19 protein-coding genes are annotated in these 16,940 nt (G+C 64.0%); 8 read left to right on the top strand and 11 right to left on the bottom strand.

The genetic code is table 11. The annotated features are described in order from the left end of the window. Window positions 1-89: 89 nt before the first annotated feature. Window positions 90-1,403 (top strand): ATP-binding protein, encoded by a 1,314-nt coding sequence (locus L6D77_RS16370; protein WP_232883246.1) that lies wholly within the window; start codon window positions 90-92, stop codon window positions 1,401-1,403. Between the two features lie 101 nt (window positions 1,404-1,504). On the opposite strand, the gene rimK is transcribed toward L6D77_RS16370, so the two are convergent. Further along, complete coding sequence (rimK, locus tag L6D77_RS16365; protein ID WP_194789665.1) at window positions 1,505-2,410, bottom strand: 30S ribosomal protein S6--L-glutamate ligase; 906 nt, start codon at window positions 2,408-2,410, stop codon at window positions 1,505-1,507. Next, complete coding sequence (gene rimB / locus L6D77_RS16360) at window positions 2,407-2,889, bottom strand: retropepsin-like aspartic endopeptidase RimB (protein WP_110992193.1); 483 nt, start codon at window positions 2,887-2,889, stop codon at window positions 2,407-2,409. The genes rimK and rimB overlap by 4 nt, the downstream gene beginning before the upstream one ends. A 109-nt stretch (window positions 2,890-2,998) precedes the next feature. On the opposite strand from rimB, the gene L6D77_RS16355 reads away from it, so the two are divergent. After that, entirely contained in the window at window positions 2,999-3,400 is a 402-nt protein-coding gene (locus L6D77_RS16355; protein WP_232883247.1) for an RNA-binding S4 domain-containing protein, read from the top strand. Window positions 3,401-3,429: 29 nt separating this feature from the next. On the opposite strand, the gene L6D77_RS16350 is transcribed toward L6D77_RS16355, so the two are convergent. Further along, window positions 3,430-4,230, bottom strand: a complete 801-nt coding sequence (locus L6D77_RS16350) for a phosphatase PAP2 family protein (protein ID WP_232883248.1) — start codon at window positions 4,228-4,230, stop codon at window positions 3,430-3,432. Between the two features lie 108 nt (window positions 4,231-4,338). Here L6D77_RS16350 and hslO point away from each other — a divergent pair, with 108 nt between their 5' ends. Together hslO and L6D77_RS16340 are read left to right on the top strand one after the other, a co-directional pair. Further along, window positions 4,339-5,241, top strand: a complete 903-nt coding sequence (hslO, locus tag L6D77_RS16345) for an Hsp33 family molecular chaperone HslO (protein ID WP_232883249.1) — start codon at window positions 4,339-4,341, stop codon at window positions 5,239-5,241. A 179-nt stretch (window positions 5,242-5,420) separates the two neighbouring features. Then, a complete protein-coding gene (locus L6D77_RS16340) occupies window positions 5,421-6,962 on the top strand; it encodes a phosphoenolpyruvate carboxykinase (protein ID WP_232883250.1) in 1,542 nt (513 codons plus the stop codon). A 55-nt stretch (window positions 6,963-7,017) separates the two neighbouring features. Here L6D77_RS16340 and L6D77_RS16335 read toward each other — a convergent pair whose 3' ends face one another. Together L6D77_RS16335 and L6D77_RS16330 are read right to left on the bottom strand one after the other, a co-directional pair. Next, on the bottom strand, window positions 7,018-7,290 hold the full coding sequence (locus L6D77_RS16335; protein ID WP_232883251.1) for a type II toxin-antitoxin system RelE/ParE family toxin: 273 nt from the start codon (window positions 7,288-7,290) through the stop codon (window positions 7,018-7,020). After that, window positions 7,290-7,733, bottom strand: coding sequence for a hypothetical protein (locus tag L6D77_RS16330; RefSeq protein WP_232883252.1), 444 nt, complete (start codon window positions 7,731-7,733; stop codon window positions 7,290-7,292). The genes L6D77_RS16335 and L6D77_RS16330 overlap by 1 nt, the downstream gene beginning before the upstream one ends. Window positions 7,734-7,859: 126 nt before the next feature. Here L6D77_RS16330 and L6D77_RS16325 point away from each other — a divergent pair, with 126 nt between their 5' ends. After that, entirely contained in the window at window positions 7,860-8,294 is a 435-nt protein-coding gene (locus L6D77_RS16325; RefSeq protein WP_232883253.1) for an acyl-CoA thioesterase, read from the top strand. On the opposite strand, the gene L6D77_RS16320 is transcribed toward L6D77_RS16325, so the two are convergent. The 5 genes from L6D77_RS16320 to fdhD all read right to left on the bottom strand — a co-directional run bounded on the left by L6D77_RS16320 (window position 8,284) and on the right by fdhD (window position 13,976). Further along, window positions 8,284-8,937, bottom strand: coding sequence for a response regulator (locus L6D77_RS16320; RefSeq protein ID WP_232883254.1), 654 nt, complete (start codon window positions 8,935-8,937; stop codon window positions 8,284-8,286). The two genes, L6D77_RS16325 and L6D77_RS16320, sit on opposite strands and share 11 nt — an antisense overlap. A gap of 92 nt (window positions 8,938-9,029) precedes the next feature. Further along, window positions 9,030-9,842, bottom strand: a complete 813-nt coding sequence (locus L6D77_RS16315) for a CheR family methyltransferase (RefSeq protein ID WP_232883255.1) — start codon at window positions 9,840-9,842, stop codon at window positions 9,030-9,032. A 209-nt stretch (window positions 9,843-10,051) separates the two neighbouring features. Further along, window positions 10,052-10,531, bottom strand: coding sequence for a glycine zipper domain-containing protein (locus L6D77_RS16310; RefSeq protein WP_125462220.1), 480 nt, complete (start codon window positions 10,529-10,531; stop codon window positions 10,052-10,054). 263 nt (window positions 10,532-10,794) lie between these two features. Beyond that, window positions 10,795-13,140 carry an FdhF/YdeP family oxidoreductase gene (locus L6D77_RS16305; RefSeq protein ID WP_232883256.1) on the bottom strand — a complete coding sequence of 782 codons (2,346 nt, stop codon included), beginning with the start codon at window positions 13,138-13,140 and terminating at the stop codon, window positions 10,795-10,797. 8 nt (window positions 13,141-13,148) lie between these two features. Beyond that, window positions 13,149-13,976, bottom strand: a complete 828-nt coding sequence (fdhD, locus tag L6D77_RS16300) for a formate dehydrogenase accessory sulfurtransferase FdhD (RefSeq protein ID WP_232883257.1) — start codon at window positions 13,974-13,976, stop codon at window positions 13,149-13,151. 174 nt (window positions 13,977-14,150) lie between these two features. On the opposite strand from fdhD, the gene lysM reads away from it, so the two are divergent. Then, window positions 14,151-14,591 (top strand): peptidoglycan-binding protein LysM, encoded by a 441-nt coding sequence (gene lysM, locus L6D77_RS16295; protein ID WP_232883258.1) that lies wholly within the window; start codon window positions 14,151-14,153, stop codon window positions 14,589-14,591. A gap of 90 nt (window positions 14,592-14,681) precedes the next feature. On the opposite strand, the gene yrfG is transcribed toward lysM, so the two are convergent. Next, window positions 14,682-15,344 carry a GMP/IMP nucleotidase gene (yrfG, locus tag L6D77_RS16290; RefSeq protein ID WP_232883259.1) on the bottom strand — a complete coding sequence of 221 codons (663 nt, stop codon included), beginning with the start codon at window positions 15,342-15,344 and terminating at the stop codon, window positions 14,682-14,684. A 64-nt stretch (window positions 15,345-15,408) separates the two neighbouring features. Between yrfG and nudE the strand changes: the two genes are divergently transcribed. Together nudE and cysQ are read left to right on the top strand one after the other, a co-directional pair. Beyond that, window positions 15,409-15,975, top strand: a complete 567-nt coding sequence (nudE, locus tag L6D77_RS16285; RefSeq protein WP_023630347.1) for an ADP compounds hydrolase NudE — start codon at window positions 15,409-15,411, stop codon at window positions 15,973-15,975. Continuing rightward, window positions 15,972-16,805 (top strand): 3'(2'),5'-bisphosphate nucleotidase CysQ, encoded by an 834-nt coding sequence (gene cysQ, locus L6D77_RS16280; protein ID WP_232883260.1) that lies wholly within the window; start codon window positions 15,972-15,974, stop codon window positions 16,803-16,805. Before nudE ends, cysQ begins: the two co-directional genes overlap by 4 nt. Window positions 16,806-16,940 lie beyond the last annotated feature (135 nt).

Raw genomic sequence — 16,940 nt, 5'->3', positions numbered from 1 at the left:
GACAATGCAGGGCGACTCGCAGGAGTCGCCCTGTTTTCGTCTGTGGCGTACGGCCTTTTTACGTTGCCCTTGCTGACTAGTAGTGATCGATGAAAACCCCTCTCTGGTTCCCGCAAAGTTTCTTCGCCCGCACCCTGTGGCTGGTGTTGATCGTCGTGCTGTTCTCCAAGGCGCTGACCTTGGTGTACCTGCTGATGAACGAGGACGTGCTGGTCGATCGCCAGTACAGCCACGGCGTGGCCCTGACGCTGCGTGCCTATTGGGCGGCCGATGAGGAGAACCGCGACAAGATCGCCGAGGCCGCCGGGCTGATCCGGGTCACTGGCTCCGGCGTGCCGGAAGGCGAGCAGCATTGGCCGTACAGCGAAATCTATCAACGGCAAATGCAGGCCGAGCTGGGTGATGACACCGAAGTGCGCCTGCGCATCCACGCGCCACCGGCGTTGTGGGTGAATGCGCCAAGCCTGGGCCCGGGCTGGCTCAAGGTGCCGCTGTACCCGCACCCGCTGCGCGGGCAGAAAATCTGGAACGTGCTGGGCTGGTTCCTGGCCATCGGCCTGTTGTCCACCGCCTCGGCGTGGATCTTCGTGCGCCAGCTCAACCAGCCGCTCAAGCGCCTGGTGTTCGCCGCCCGGCAGCTGGGCCAGGGGCGCAGCGTGCGCCTGCCGGTCAGCGACACCCCCAGCGAAATGACCGAGGTGTACAAGGCGTTCAACCAGATGGCTGAAGACGTCGAACAGGCCGGGCGTGAGCGCGAGTTGATGCTGGCGGGGGTGTCGCACGACCTGCGCACACCGTTGACGCGGCTTCGCCTGTCGCTCTCGCTGATGGACAACGACAGCGACCTGAGCGACGACATGGTCCGCGATATCGAGGACATGGACGCGATCCTCGACCAGTTCCTGGCGTTCATCCGTGACGGGCGCGACGAGCCGGTGGAAGAGGTCGATCTGAACGACCTGATTCACGAAGTCGTGGCGCCCTACAACCAGCCGAAGGAGCGCGTGCGCCTGTGCCTCGAGCCGATCCCGCCCTTCGCGCTGCGGCGTGTGTCGCTCAAGCGCATGCTGGGCAACCTGATCGGTAACGCTCTGCACCACGCCGGCAAGGGGGTGGAGGTGGCGGCCTATGTGTCGGGCGACCAGAGCGCGCCGTACGTGGTACTCAGCGTGCTGGACCGGGGCACGGGCATCGACGAGTCGGAGCTGGAGACCATCTTCAACCCGTTCATCCGCGGTGACCGGGCGCGCGGTGGCAAGGGCACCGGGCTGGGGTTGGCGATCGTCAAGCGGATTGCCGCGCAGCATGGCGGCAATGTCGAGTTGCGTAATCGCTCGGGTGGCGGGATCGAGGCGCGGGTGCGTTTGCCGCTTGGGTTGTTGCTGCCGCGTAACGCTGTCTGATCGTTGTTGTTTGTGCCGGCCTCTTCGCGGCTAAAGCCGCTCCCACAAGGTTTTGCATGTTCCCTGTGGGAGCGGCTTCAGCCGCGAAGAGGCCGGCACCATCAACCTTTGCCTTTGGTCCGGGTCTGATTCGGCCCGCCATTCTTCTCCAGGTGCTCGATGATCATCCCGGCCACATCCTTGCCGGTGGTCACCTCGATCCCTTCCAGGCCCGGCGAGGAATTCACTTCCATCACCAACGGCCCATGGTTCGAGCGCAGGATGTCCACACCTGCCACGCTCAAGCCCATCACCTTGGCCGCACGAATCGCGGTGATTCGCTCTTCCGGGGTGATCTTGATCAGGCTGGCGACCCCGCCCCGGTGCAGGTTGGAGCGAAACTCGCCTGGCTTGGCCTGGCGCTTCATCGAGGCGATCACCTTGTCGCCCACCACGAAGCAGCGAATGTCCGCGCCGCCGGCCTCCTTGATGTACTCCTGGACCATGATGTTCTGCTTCAGGCCCATGAATGCTTCGATCACCGACTCAGCGGCCTGAGTGGTCTCGCACAGCACCACGCCGATGCCCTGGGTGCCTTCGAGCACCTTGATCACCAGCGGCGCGCCGTTGACCATCTGGATCAGGTCGGGAATGTCGTCCGGCGAGTGGGCGAAGCCGGTGATCGGCAGGCCGATGCCCCGGCGCGACAGCAGTTGCAGCGAGCGCAGCTTGTCCCGCGAGCGGGCAATCGCCACCGATTCGTTGAGCGGGTAGACGCCCATCATCTCGAACTGGCGCAGCACCGCGCAGCCGTAGAAGGTAACCGAGGCACCGATGCGCGGGATGACCGCATCGAAACCCTCCAGCGGCTTGCCGCGGTAGTGGATCTGCGGCTTGTGGCTGGCAATGTTCATGTAGGCCCGGAGCGTGTCGACCACCACCACTTCATGGCCCCGCTGGGTACCGGCCTCGACCAGGCGGCGGGTGGAATACAGACGCGGATTGCGCGACAGCACAGCGATCTTCATGCAGCACCTGTGACAGGGGAAAGGGTGGCCGGGAAGGCCGGTTTGTCCTGGACGTACTTGAGGCCGGGGTTGACGACCAACTGGCCGTGGATGAGCGCCTTGGAGCCCAGCAACAGCCGATAACGCATGTTCTTGCGACAGGCCAGGGTGAACTCCACCTCCCACACCCGGTCGCCCAGGGCCAGGGTGGTGCGGATCACGTAGCGGGCCTGGGCCTGGCCGTTGGAGCTCTTGATGCTTTTCATGGTCACCAGCGGCGCCTCGCAGCGCCGGTGACGCAGTTGCACCACCGAGCCCAGGTGCGCGGTGAACCGCACCCAGGGCTGGCCATCGCGCTCGAAGGGCTCGACGTCGGTGGCGTGCAGGCTGGAGGTGCTGGCACCGGTATCGATCTTGGCGCGCAGGCCGGCCAGGCCGAGGTCGGGCAGGGCGACCCACTCGCGCAGGCCGATCACAGTCAGGTGGTCAAATGTCTTCACGGAGCGTGCCCTGCGGATAAGGTGGTGAACTGTAATGACGGCACGGACTTTTTGCATCCGTCAGTCACGGTAGTACAGTTCCGTGAAAGACAGAATTCGAGGAAAAAACATGGCACAAAAGCCGGAAGACGACGACAAGGTACGCTTGGACAAATGGCTGTGGGCGGCGCGCTTCTACAAGACCCGTGCGTTGGCCAAGGCGGCCATCGAGAGCGGCAAGGTGCACTGCCGGGGCGAGCGTTGCAAGCCAGGCAAGGAGCCACGGGTGGGCGACGAGTTCCTGCTGCGCACCGGCTTTGACGAGCGCACCGTGGTGGTCAAGGCGTTGTCGGCGGTGCGCCGTGGCGCGCCGGAGGCGCAGACGCTGTATGAGGAAACCGCCGAGAGCGTAAAGCGCCGGGAGCAGGCGGCCGAGCTGCGCAAGGCCGGGGCGATGGGGGTGGCCACCGATGGGCGGCCGAACAAGAAGCAGCGCCGGCAGATTCACCAGTTGCATGGCAGCTTCGAGTGACTGGGGGCGCTGAGCGCCCCTGTGAATGATCAGACGGCGCGCATCACGCTCATCCGGCCGACCAACGGCAGCTTGCCCAGCAGGCTGAACAACGGCGCGGTCCAACGCACCAACGCCGCACTGCCTTTGGCCAGCAGCGGCGTATGGCAGCTCCAGCCCAGCGCCAGCACTGCCATCAGCAGGCCACCGATGTAGTCATCCTGGCCCCAGTGGGCACCCGCTACCAGGCGCGGCAGCATGAACACCACCGCCAGCGCCCAGATCACCAGGTGCTGCAGCAAGCGGCGGCTGAACAGGCTCATGAACAGCGCCCACACCAGCAATACCGAGGCGTGGTCGCCTGGGAAACTCTGGCCGGAACGGTCCTTGAGTTCCCACTTGGCTTCCAGGTACGGGTACAGGTCACTCAGGTGCACGGCGTTGTCGAGCACCATCGACGGGCTACTGTGTTGCCAGCCCATTGCAGCGACCCACTTGGAAAACAGCGCACGAATCACCACTAAGAGTAAAAGCGTCACCAGAAAGCCGAAAAATGCCTGGCGCACCTGAGTGGCCTTGAACACCCAGTCGCCGCGGATCAGCAGCGACAGCATGATCAGCCCGACCAGGATGTCGAACGGGCGCAGGCTGCCGACTGCCCACAGGGAGCGCCAGATCACATGGTCGGCCAGTGGGGCGTTGAGGCTGCGGAACAGCCATTCGTCGAAAGTCAGGCAGAGGTTCTGGCCAATGGGCCATAACCAGAAACACAGTAGTGCGATGGGCACCAGCGTGCAGGTTGCCAAGGGTCCCCAGGACCACCTTGCTTGGAACAGTGGTCGATTATCCATAAAATACCTCGATCTCCAGCGGCAAATGAGCGCCTTGTGAGCGCTCTACGACGGACCTTTCAGTCTCCTGCAATTATTTTGTAATCATTTTCAGATAGCCAGACAACCATGAGCGACTTGCCAGATACAGATTTCACCCAACGCTTCCTGTTCGACGACCGCGACGTGCGCGGCGAGATGGTCGCGCTGGAGCGCAGCTACGCCGAGGTGCTGGCCAAGCACGACTACCCGCGCCCGGTCCAGCACCTGCTGGGCGAGCTGATGGGCGCTGCAGCACTGTTGGTGGGCACCTTGAAGTTCGACGGGCTGCTGGTGCTCCAGGCCCAGTCCCAGGGCCCGGTGCCGCTGCTCGCCATCGAGTGCACCAGCGAGCACGAGATCCGCGGGCTGGCGCGCTATGAAGCCGACCAGATCAAGGACGATGCGCGCCTTGCCGACCTGATGCCCGATGGGCACCTGGTGCTGACCATCATTCCGGTCAATGGCCAGCGCTACCAGGGCACGGTCGAGCTCGACGGCAAGGACCTGTCGGAGTGCTTCACCAACTACTTCGTCATGTCGCAGCAGGTGAATACCTGCATCTCCCTGGCCGCCGACGGCGTGCGCGCCCGTGGCCTGCTGGTGCAGCAACTGCCGGCCGAGATCCACAAGGACATCGAGGAGCGCGACGAAAGCTGGGCCCACGTGAAGGCGCTGGCCAATACCGTCAAGACCGAGGAGTTGATCGGCCTGGACAACGAAACCGTGCTGCACCGCCTGTACCACGAGGACGCGGTTCGCCTGTTCGATATCCAGCCACTACGCTTTTGCTGCAGCTGCTCGCGCGAGCGTTCGGGCAACGCCCTGGTCAGCCTGGGTGAGCCCGATGCGCTGGCGCTGGTTGAAGAATGTGGCGGCCAGGTCGAGATCGATTGCCAGTTCTGCAACGAGCGCTATGTCTTCGATGCGAGCGATGTAGCGCAATTGTTTGCCGGTGGCGGCACCGACGCACCATCAGAAACTCACCACTGAAACGGTTAATCGCAGGATATTCTCCTGTCGAATTGCGCAAAAGCGCAGTTCTGACAGGAGGGGCCTACTTTTTTTGGGCGTTTCTGGCATAATCCGGCCACTTTTTTCGCTGTAGTAGTTTTTTCGAGACAACTACAAAACGTTTGGAGCACTCGGCCTCGGGCCGGATGGGGTATCTCATGACGCAAGCCAACAACACCGTGTACACCGACCTGAGCGTCGATGAGCTGGTAAAAGAAGCGCTGTCCCGCGGTGAAGGCGTGCTGGCCGATACTGGCGCACTGGTTGTCGAAACCGGTCACCGCACCGGTCGTTCGCCGGCTGACCGTTTCATCGTCGAAGAACCTTCCACCCAGGACCAGATTGGCTGGGGCCCGATCAACCGCAAGTTCCCGGCCGACAAGTTCGATGCCCTGTGGGACCGCGTAGAGGCGTTCAACAACGCCCAGGATCACTTCGTTTCCTACGTTCACGTAGGGGCTGCGGCCGAGCACTACCTGCCGGTCAAGATGACCACCCAGACTGCCTGGCAGAACCTGTTCGGTCGTTGCCTGTTCATCAACCCAGCCCAGTACAACCCGGCTGACCGTGGTGAGTGGCAGATCCTCAACGTCGCCAACTTCGAGTGCGTGCCTGAGCGTGACGGCACCAACTCCGACGGCTGCGTGATCATCAACTTCGCCCAGAAGAAGGTGCTGATCGCCGGCATGCGTTACGCCGGTGAAATGAAGAAAGCCATGTTCTCGGTGCAGAACTTCCTGCTGCCGGCCGCCGACGTGCTGCCGATGCACTGCGCCGCCAACATTGGTGAAGAGGGTGACGTCACCCTGTTCTTCGGCCTGTCCGGCACTGGCAAAACCACCCTGTCGGCTGACGAAAGCCGTTACCTGATCGGTGACGACGAGCACGGTTGGGGTGAAGGCGTGGTCTTCAACATCGAAGGCGGTTGCTATGCCAAGTGCATCGACCTGTCCGAGAAGAACGAGCCGGTCATCTGGAAAGCCATCAAGCACGGCGCGGTGCTGGAAAACGTCGTCATCGACGATGCCAAGCACGCCGACTACGCCGACGTGAGCCTGACCCAGAACAGCCGTGCGGCCTACCCGCTGCAGCATGTCGAGAAGGTCTCGGCAGAGAACCTGGGTGGCGAGCCGAACGCGGTCATCTTCCTGACCTGCGACCTGACCGGTGTTCTGCCTCCGGTGTCGATCCTGAACAACGAGCAGGCGGCCTACCACTTCCTGTCCGGCTACACCGCGCTGGTCGGTTCCACCGAAATGGGTTCGGGCGGCGGCATCAAGTCGACCTTCTCCACCTGCTTCGGCGCACCGTTCTTCCCGCGCCCGGCTGGCGTCTACGCCGAGCTGCTGATCAAGCGCATCAAGGCCTTCGGCTCCAAGGTCTACCTGGTCAACACCGGCTGGACCGGCGGTGGCTACGGCGTTGGCAAGCGCTTCAGCATCCCGACCACCCGTGGCGTGATCGCTGCCATCCAGAGCGGTGCTCTGGTCGGTGCCGAAACCGAGCACCTGGACATCATCAACCTGGACGTGCCGAAGGCCGTTCCGGGCGTCGAGACCGAGCTGCTCAACCCGCGCAACACCTGGGCTGACAAGGCTGCCTACGACGAAGCCGCCAAGGGCCTGGCCAAGCTGTTCATCGAAAACTTCAAGAAGTTCGAAGTTTCCGACGCCATCAAAGGCGCTGGCCCGCAGCTGTAAGCGCTGTCGGTTCGAATGAGAAAGCCGCCCTCTGGGGCGGCTTTTTCGTTTCTTGTCAGGGCCATTGTTGCCGAGCGTGCAGGATGCGGATGATTTCGATCTGATCCACCAGGGTTCGGTAGACCATTACATAGTTCGGATGCACGACAATTTCTCGTGTGTCAGGACTACGCCCGGATTTGTACAAAGCTGGGTACTGTGCGGCGCGCCTGGCCTTATCCCTGAATGTTTCATCCAGGGCTTCGGCCGCAATAGGATTGTCTTCGGCAATAAGCTCAAGGATTCGCAAGCGATCCTTGTGAGCCATAGAGGACCAGGTAAGGCGCATCAGCCTTTTTTGGCTCGCAACTCAGCGCGGCGGGCGGCAAAGAATCTTTCTACCTCGGCGTCATCCATGGCGGGTGAGGGATCGCGCAGGCTCGCCTCGACCTGCTCGACGAACCAGGCTTCGTAAGCGGCGGCCTCATGGGCGCGCTTGAGTGCTTGAGCGCGATCCGGCCTTTGATAGGTGCTGGTTTGTTGAGGATCGTAGGTTGAGGTATCGACCTGAAAATGGTCGATGCCCAACTCATGCAGGTAGGTGACAAGTGTTTCGAACTTCTTGAACAGCCTAACATTGCCGCTACGCTGCGCAGTAAGCACGTGCTCCTGGTTGTTGATGTCGACCTGAATGGCCCAGCCGCCTGGCTGCCCGACGATATGGGTGGCGTTGATTCGCCCGCTGTCGGCCATGCGGCTGAGGTTGGTGTGATCCAGCGGTTGGGTAGGCACGGGCGTATGTCTCGGTTTCATGAAGATGGACCATGCTATGCGATCTATTGTTGATTGCGACTATAGGCGTTCCCAAGTCCGTGTGGGAAGCTTCCCTGATGTGCTAAAGACAACACAGGACAATCCATGACCGAATCCCCCCAACGTACCGCTTTCTCCCACTTCCACCCGATCCTCACCCGTGCCCAGGACAACGACCTCAACGGCTATCTCGCCGGCTCTACCGTGCACGGCTTCTTCGAAACGGCCATCCAGGCCTTCTTAGTCGAGCAGGCCGAGCTGGACCTGCGGGACGGCGAGCTGGCAGGCTTCGTGGTCAGTTCGGCGGCAGACTTTTTCGCGCTGCCCGGTTTCCCCGACGTGCTCGAAGTGGGCCTGGGCATCACCCGCCTGGCGGGCAGCACGGTGGAGTACCGCCTGGCGCTGTTCCGCCCGGGCGAGGCCGAGGCCTGCGCAGCGGGCACGCTGGTGCAGGTGTTCGTCGAGCGTGCCTCGGGGCGTCCGGCGGCATTGCCTGAGGCGCTGCAATTGATCCTCGCCGGGCTGTCGCTCAATCGTTGAGGCGGATGATCCCCTCGCGCACGGCAAACAGCACCAGCCCCGGCACGTCGTGGATCTGCAGGCGGTGCATGATCTGCGAGCGGTGCGCTTCCACCGTCTTGATGCTCAGGCCCAGGCCATCGGCAATGGAGCGGGTGGTTTCGCCCCGGGCGATCAGCCGCAGGATCTCCAGCTGGCGGGTGGTCAGCGGCGTCTGCACCTGACCTGCCGGGCGCTTGCGGCTGTGCTTGAGGGCTTGGTCGATGACCATCGGCAGCACCGCCGATGACAGGTACTGGCCGCCATGACGCAAAGTCTGCAGGGCCTGCTCCAGCTCCCCCACCGAGGCGTTCTTGAGCAGAAAACCGTGGGCGCCGAGTTGCAGGCAATTGAGCACATGGTCCAGCTCCGAGCGTGCGGAAAACATCAGTACACGGCTGGCAGGGGCGCGAATGAACAGCTCCTGCAGGGCCTGCTGGTTGTCCAGCTCACCGCTCATGTCGAGCACCACGATATCCGGTTTGAGTTTCTCGGCGAGGTTCACGGCAGCCATGGCATCGCCGGTATCGCCGACCACGGCAAATTCCTTTTTCTGTTCAAGCAGTGCGCGCAGGCCGGCGCGAAAGAGCGGCGAATCGTCGGCAAGCAGGATACGGCAAGGCATGGGTCAGGGCCTGTTTCGCAAGGGAAGGGGGGCGGCAGGCCGGCTCGATCCGCAAGGGCACTGCGGCGCGGGTGCGCAGTCAGTGCCTCTGCTCATAGGCGTTCGAACACCGAGGGCAGCAAGGGGCGCAGGGGCAGGTCCAGCTCGTGGATGCTCTCGCTATGCCCGATGATCAGCAAGCCGCCGCGGCGCAGCTGTGCGAGCACACGGAGCAGCACCTCGCGCTTGTACGATGGGGCGAGGTTCGACACCAGGTTACGCAGCAGGATGGCGTCGAACTGGCCGAGCCGTTCCGGCAAGGGCTGAATCAGGTTGATCGCCTCGAAGCCTACCTGCCCGCGCAGGGCAGGGGTGACGCGCAGTCGCCCGGCCATTTCACCGACCCCGCACAGGCAGTGGCGGGCCAGCCAGCCTTCCGGGAAGTAGCGGGCCTGGGCAATGTCGTAAATGCCGGCGGCGGCGTGCGCCAGCACCTGTGGATCGAAATCGCTGGCCAGTACCTGCCAGCCTGGATGGCGGGCGTTTTCGGCGGCGACCATGGCCAGGCTCCAGGCTTCCTCACCGGTGGCACAGGCGGCGCTCCACAGGCGCGCGGGGCGGTCGAGTTCGGCCAGCCAGCCGGCCAGCCATTCGAAGTGGCGGTGCTCGCGGAAAAAGTAGCTGTCGCGGGCCACCAACAGGCGTAGCAGGTGCTCGTGTTCCACCGCGCCCTGATCGCTGTCGAGCAAGCTCAGGTAATGCTCGAAGTCCGCCAGGCGATGGGTTTTCAGGCGTTTGTGCAGGCGCGCCGCGACCACTGCCCGGCGGTCGTCGGCCAGATGCACGCCAGTGGCCTGCGTAACCCTTTGGCGAATTCGTGCAAAGCTGGCTTCGCTGAGCATGGGCGGGCGAGTGCGGGTGGGCATGCTTCAGCCCCTCGGGTAGGGAGGCGAGCAGATGAGGGTGATGCTGATCGCGCGCATTCCCTGCGTCCTGTTCAAGGTGGAAGCAGGGAATGATAACTAGTGGCTACTGGCCTCCATATCGGGGCGGCCCCTAATCCTCGGGTATTGGCGCAAACGAAAAGGCCCCGCCGATGAGGGCGGGGCCTAGGCGCAAGGCTTAAGCCTGGCGATCAGTCGCGCCAGTGGCGCTTGTGCTTGCGGTGGCCATAGTGGTGGCCGCGGTCGTAGTAGCGGCGATCATCGTAGTCGCGGCGATAGCGACGCGAATCGTGGCGCTCGTCTTCGTCGGCCTTGTTGCCCATGTAGTTACCCAGTGCGCCACCGGCGCCGCCGCCCGCGGCCGCACCGATGTAGCTGCCGGTGGTGCCGCCCATGGAGCGACCGACCACGTTGCCGCCCGCTGCGCCCAGCGCGCCACCGATGGCGGCTTCGCCACGCTGGCGCTTGTCGGCACCCAGGGCACCGCCGGCAGCGCCGCCCAGGCCGGCACCGATGGCGCCGCCGGTGCTACCCCCGATGGAGTTGCCCACCACGGAGCCCAGTACCCCACCCAATGCGCCGCCAATGCCGGCCTCGGTGGTGCCGCCTGCCATGGCCACGCCGCTGAGCAAGCTGAAAGACAACAACAGAATCGAGGAGTACTTCTTCATCAAGAGAGCCTCAAAGGGATGACGAGGCGGAATTTGAGGCCCGGCGAAGCGGCTGGCAACGGAAATCCGACGAGTAGCACGAGTTGTACACAATTCTATAAGTTATTGAATTATGTATGAAACTTTCCCGATTTTCGGCGGTCTGAGGCTTTTATGACAAAGCCCTGATCCATTGCGGACAGGGCTTTTTTTGTGGGCGCTTGAAGCACTCATCGCCGGCTGCTGGCTACGCCTGTAGGAGCGTTACGCAGCTGGCGACGGTGTCAGATGATACGCCCGTCGTCCCGCGCCCGCTCCAGCTTGATGGCGATGAACTTGGACGTCGGCGTATGGCTGCCCTCGCCAATGCTCTCCAGCGGCACCAGCGGGTTCACCTCGGGGTAATAGGCCGCCGCCTGCCCGGCAGGAATGTCGAACGCCAACAGGGTGAAACCCTGCACCCGGCGCACATGCTCATCCCCCCACAGCGACACGATGTCGACCTTCTGCCCTGGCTGGAAGCCCAGGCGAACGATGTCGGCTTCGTTTACGAACAGCACGTCACGCTGGCCGCGTACGCCGCGGTAGCGGTCGTCCATGCCATAGATGGTGGTGTTGTACTGATCGTGCGAACGCATCGACTGCATGATCAGGTCTGGCAGTTGGCCGCTGGCGCGTACCCGCTCATCGAGCAGGCTGTCGGGCAGCAGGTTGGCCTTGAAGTTGGCCCGGCCGGTGGCGGTTTTCCACTGGCGGCTGGCGGCGCTGTTGCCCAGGTAGAAACCACCCGGCAGGCGCAGCCGCTCATTGAAGTCGGCAAAGCCCGGGATGGTATCGGCGATCAATGCGCGGATGCGGTCGTAGTCGGCCACCAGCCAGTGCCAGTCCACCGGCTGCTTGCCCAGGGTGGCGGCGGCGATGCCGGCGACCACGGCGGGCTCGGAGCGCATTTGCCTGGACAGCGGCTTGAGCTGGCCGTTGGAGGCATGGACCATGCTGAACGAGTCCTCCACCGTGACCGCCTGCGGGCCATCGCTTTGCAGGTCGATATCGGTACGGCCCAGGCACGGCAGGATCAGCGCCTGCTTGCCATGGACCAGGTGGCTGCGGTTGAGCTTGGTGCTGATCTGCACGGTCAGCTCGCAGTTGCGCAGGGCCTGGGCGGTGCGTTCGGTGTCCGGGGTGGCCTGGGCGAAGTTGCCGCCCAGCCCGATGAACACCTTGGCCCGGCCTTCGAGCATGGCGTGGATCGCCTCGACGGTGTTGTGGCCATTGTGGCGCGGCACCTGGAAGCCGAAGCGCTTCTCGATGGCGTCGAGCAGGAACGCCGGTGGGCGCTCGTTGATGCCCATGGTGCGGTCGCCCTGCACGTTGCTGTGGCCGCGTACCGGGCACAGGCCGGCGCCGGGTGCGCCGAGGTTGCCGCGCAGCAGCATCAGGTTGACGATTTCCTGGATGGTCGGCACCGAGTGGCGGTGCTGGGTGATGCCCATGGCCCAGCACATGATCACCCGCTTGCCCTTGCAGTACATGCGCGCCGACAGCTCGATGTCGGCCAGGCTCAGGCCGGATTGCGCCTCGACCTGCTCCCATGGCGTGGCATCGACCACCGCCAGGTACGCGTCCACGCCATGGCCGTGCTCGGCAATGAAGGCATGGTCGAAGATCGCCGGCTCGCCCTTGGCCTGCGCCTCGCGCTCCCACTGCAGCAGGAACTTGGCCATGCCGCGCAGCAGCGCCATGTCGCCGCCCAGGGCCGGGCGGAAGAACGCGGTGTTGGTCGGACGGTCGCTGTTGGTCAGCATTTCCAGTGGGTTCTGTGGGTGCTGGAAGCGTTCCAGGCCCCGCTCTTTGAGCGGGTTGATGCAGACCACCTGGGCGCCGCGCTTAACCGCGTCACGCAACGGGTCGAGCATGCGCGGGTGGTTGGTGCCGGGGTTCTGGCCCCAGACGAAGATCGCGTCGGCGTGCTCGAAATCGTCGTAGGTGACCGTGCCCTTGCCCACGCCAACGCTCTGGCTCAGAGCAACGCCGCTGGCCTCGTGGCACATGTTCGAACAGTCGGGGAAGTTGTTGGTGCCATAGGCGCGCACGAACAGTTGATAGAGGTACGCCGCCTCGTTGCTGGCCCGGCCGGAGGTGTAGAACTCGGCCTGGTCAGGGCTGGCCAGGTTGTTCAGGTGGCGGGCGATCAACGCGAATGCCGCGTCCCAATCGATGGGCTGGTAGCGGTCGGTGACCGGGTCATAGACCATCGGCTCGGTCAGGCGGCCCTGGTACTCAAGCCAGTAGTCGCTTTGCTGGCGCAGCGCGCTGGCGCTGTAGCGGGCGAAAAAAGCCGCATCGACACGGCGCTTGGTGGCTTCCCAGTTGACCGCCTTGGCGCCGTTCTCGCAGAACTTGACCATGCCGCTCTCGGGGGAGTCGCCCCAGGCGCAGCCAGGGCAGTCGAAGCCACCGTTCTGGTTGGTCTTGAGCAGGGCGCGCAGGTTCTTCAGGGCGTTGTCACTGCCGACCCAGGCCTTGGCCACACTGCGCAGCGCGCCCCAGCCGCCGGCGGGGCCGGGGTAGGGTTTGTAGCGAGGGGAGGAAGCGGGGGCGTTGTCCGGGAGTTTTTCGTACGAGGTCACGGCTGTTACTACTCCGCCGCTGGGCTGAATACCCGCGGTGCGCTGTGTTTGGGCAAGTGGATAAGGTTGAGGTTGTGCTTGCGTGCCCATTGCAGGGCCAGGCCGGTGGGCGCCGAGAGGCTGACCAGGGTCTGGATGCCGGCGCGCAGCACTTTCTGGATCAGCTCCAGGCTGCAACGGCTGGTGACGATGGCCAGGCCACCGGTGGTGTCGATGCGTTGGCGCAGCAGGGCGCCGATCAGCTTGTCCAGGGCGTTGTGCCGGCCAATGTCCTCGCGGCCCAGCAGCAGCTGGCCGTCGCGGTCCATGAACAGCGCGGCGTGCACAGCGCCGCAGTGCTGGCCGAGGGGCTGGAAGGCATCGATGCGCTGGCGCAGGTCCTTGAGCCAATGGGCCGGGGGCAAGGGGGCCCCGGGCAGTACCTTCAGTTCTGGCAGCGCCTGCTCCAGGGCTTCGACACCGCACAGGCCGCAGCCGCTGGTGCCGGCCATCTGGCGGCGCTGGTTCTTCAGGTCCCAGAAGGCACGGCTGGATATCTCCAGGTCGGCATACAAGGCCGAGCCGCTGCCGGACAGCTTCACGTCATAGATTTCGTCAGTACCGCTGACGATGCCGCTGCCGACGCTGAACCCGACCGCGAAGTCTTCAAGGTCGGTGGGGCTGACCAGCATCACCGCCTGGTTGAGGCCGTTGTAGACGATGGCCAGCGCCACTTCCTCGGCCAGCGGCGTGCTGTCACGCGCAGCATCGGTGAGCTCGAGGTAGTCGTAGGTGTTGCTGGCGGCGGGCAGATCGAAGGACGAGGGCGCCGCGCAGACCGGAGGCTTGCTGTTCATCGGGGCGAATACCGGCGGCAGTTTGATGCCACAAGCCTAGGCCGCTGGGCAGGTGGCGTCTAATCGCTAGCGTCTATGCCGTGATAGACCGCGTCGATTGGTCGCACAGGGGCGGGGGGCGGGATCCTGGCCTAGACTTCTGCTTCCACGGATTCACCCTCAAAGGAGCGCCACATGAGCCTGTTCAGTTTCGTGAAGGAAGCCGGTGAGAAGTTGATCGACCTGCTGACTCCGGGCAATGCCAATGCCGAGGAGCAGTTGAAGAAACACGTCGAAAGCGTTGGCCTGGGCAACCCGAACATCTCGGCCACTGTAGAGGGAGACAAGGTCATCCTCAAGGGCGAGGTGAGTAGCCAGGAAGAGAAGGAGAAGATCATCCTGGCGGCCGGCAACATCGCTGGCGTGGCGTCGGTGGACGACCAGATCACCGTCACCGGGCCGATTGCCCAGGCGGCCCGGTTCGTCACGGTCGAGAAAGGCGACACCCTCAGCGCCATTTCCAAGAAGGTGTATGGCGACGCCAACCAGTACAACAAGATCTTCGAGGCGAACAAGCCGATGCTCAAGCACCCGGACAAGATCTACCCGGGGCAGGTACTGCGTATTCCGGATTGATCTCTACAGCCTGTATCGACCTCTTCGCGGGTAAACCCGCTCCCACAGGTTTTTCACAGCCTGTGGGAGCGGGTTTACCCGCGAAGGGCCTCACAAACCCATCAGTAGTTCCCGGTAATCCTCTACGGCCGCAAACTCCTGGGTATCGCGCAGCGCGCCCTGGCTGTCCGGCTGCTTCACCGCCAGCAGATGCCCCACCCCGAACCGCTGCGCGCTGCGCAGGATGGCCAGGGTGTCATCGATGAACAGGCTGCGCGCCGGTTCGAAGCCGATATCCGCCTGCAACGCCTCCCAGAACAGCGGGCTCTCCTTCGGGTAGCCGTAGTCGTGCGAGCTGATCAACCGCTCGAAGTACGGCGCCAGCTCCACCCGCTCCAGTTTCAGCGACAGTGAGTCGCGGTGCGCATTGGTGATCATCACCACCCGCTTGCCGGCTTTGCGGATGGCGGCGAGGAAGGTGTCGGCATCCGGCTTCAAGGCGATCAGGTCTGCGATCTCCTGCTTCAGCTCGCGGATCGGCAGGCGCAGCTCGCGGCTCCAGAAGTCCAGGCAGTACCAGTTCAACGTCCCGGCATGTTGCTCGAACAGCGGCTGCAGCTCCATTTCGGCCATCGCCCGGCTCACGCCATGCAGCTCGGCATAGCGCTGCGGCAGGTGCTGCAGCCAGAAGCGGTTGTCGTAGTGCAGGTCGAGCAGGGTGCCGTCCATGTCCAGCAGGACAGTATCGATGGCGGACCAGGGAAGAACGGGCATGGGAAACTCTCGATCAGGTGGCAAGCCACGGTATAGTAACCCGTTCACGCCAAGGAGCCGCCCCATGCGCCAGAAACCCACCGTCCTCAGCCGCGAGATCGTCGCCAGCAGCCGCCTGTTCCGCGTCGAAGCCGTGCAGTTGCGCTTTTCCAACGGCACCGAACGCACCTATGAGCGACTGGTCGGCCGGGGCAATGGTTACGGCGCGGTGATGATCGTGGCCATGCTCGATGCCGAGCACGCGGTGCTGGTCGAGGAATATTGCGGCGGTACCGATGAATACGAATTGTCCCTGCCCAAAGGCCTGATCGAGCCGGGTGAGGACGTGCTGGCCGCCGCTGACCGCGAGCTCAAGGAAGAGGCCGGTTTTGGCGCACGCCAGCTGGAGCACCTGACCGAGCTGTCGTTGTCGCCCGGTTACATGAGCCAGAAGATCCAGGTGGTGCTGGCCACCGACCTGTATGAAGAGCGTCTTGAGGGCGATGAGCCCGAGCCGATGCGGGTCGACAAGGTCAACCTGCGCGAACTGTCGGCGTTGGCCATGCACCCGCAGTTCAGCGAAGGCCGGGCCCTGGCGGCGTTGTACCTGGCGCGCGACCTGCTGATCCAGCGTGGGGTGCTGAGCGTATGAGCGACCGTCAGCTGATGCTGGACGTGGTGGAGCTCGCCCAGCGGGCAGGCGCGGCGATCCTGCCGTTCTGGCGCACCGCTGTGGCCGTGACCAACAAGGCTGACGACTCGCCGGTGACCGCGGCCGACCTGGCTGCGCACCGGATAATCGCCGATGGCCTGCAGGCGCTCACGCCGCAGATCCCGGTGCTGTCCGAGGAAGACTGCAACATCCCGCTGGCGACGCGTGAAGCGTGGCAGCGCTGGTGGCTGGTCGACCCGCTGGACGGTACCAAGGAATTCATCGCCGGCAGTGAAGAGTTCACCGTCAACATCGCGCTGATCGAGCACGGCGAGGTGGTGTTCGGTGTGGTGGCGATGCCGACCAATGGTCGTTGTTACTTCGGCGGTCGCGAGTTGGGGGCCTGGCGTGCCGAGCGGGATGCCGAGGCGCAGGCGATCCAGGTGCGCAACGCGCCACCGGCGGATGGGCGCTTCACCGTGGTCGCCAGCCGCCGGCATTCCAGCCCGGAGCAGGAAGCGCTGCTGGCTGGCCTGAGTAGCGCAGTGGGCGAACTGGAACTGGCCAATATTGGCAGCTCGCTGAAATTCTGCCTGCTCGCCGAAGGCAGTGCCGACTGCTATCCGCGGCTGGCGCCGACCTCGCAGTGGGATACCGCTGCCGCCCAGGGCGTGCTGGAGGGGGCCGGTGGTGAGGTGATCGGGCTGGATGGGCAGGCGTTTCGTTATCCGCCGCGGGAGTCGTTGCTCAATCCGTTTTTCCTGGCGTTGCCAGGTTTGGCCAACTGGCGACAAGCGCTGGTCAAACTGGCCGGCGCGATCAATAGCTGAGGTCCAATCGCGGGCAAGTCGCAGCGGCGAACCGCCGCTCCCACAGAACTGCACATAACCTTCAGATTTAGCAGGGCCCTGTGGGAGCGGCTTCAGCCGCGAACACCGGCAACGCCGGTGCCATCCACCGCACCG

It is taken from the genome of Pseudomonas parasichuanensis, assembly GCF_021601385.1.
GTDB lineage: Bacteria > Pseudomonadota > Gammaproteobacteria > Pseudomonadales > Pseudomonadaceae > Aquipseudomonas > Aquipseudomonas parasichuanensis.
This window is presented reverse-complemented; position numbering and strand designations above follow the sequence as displayed.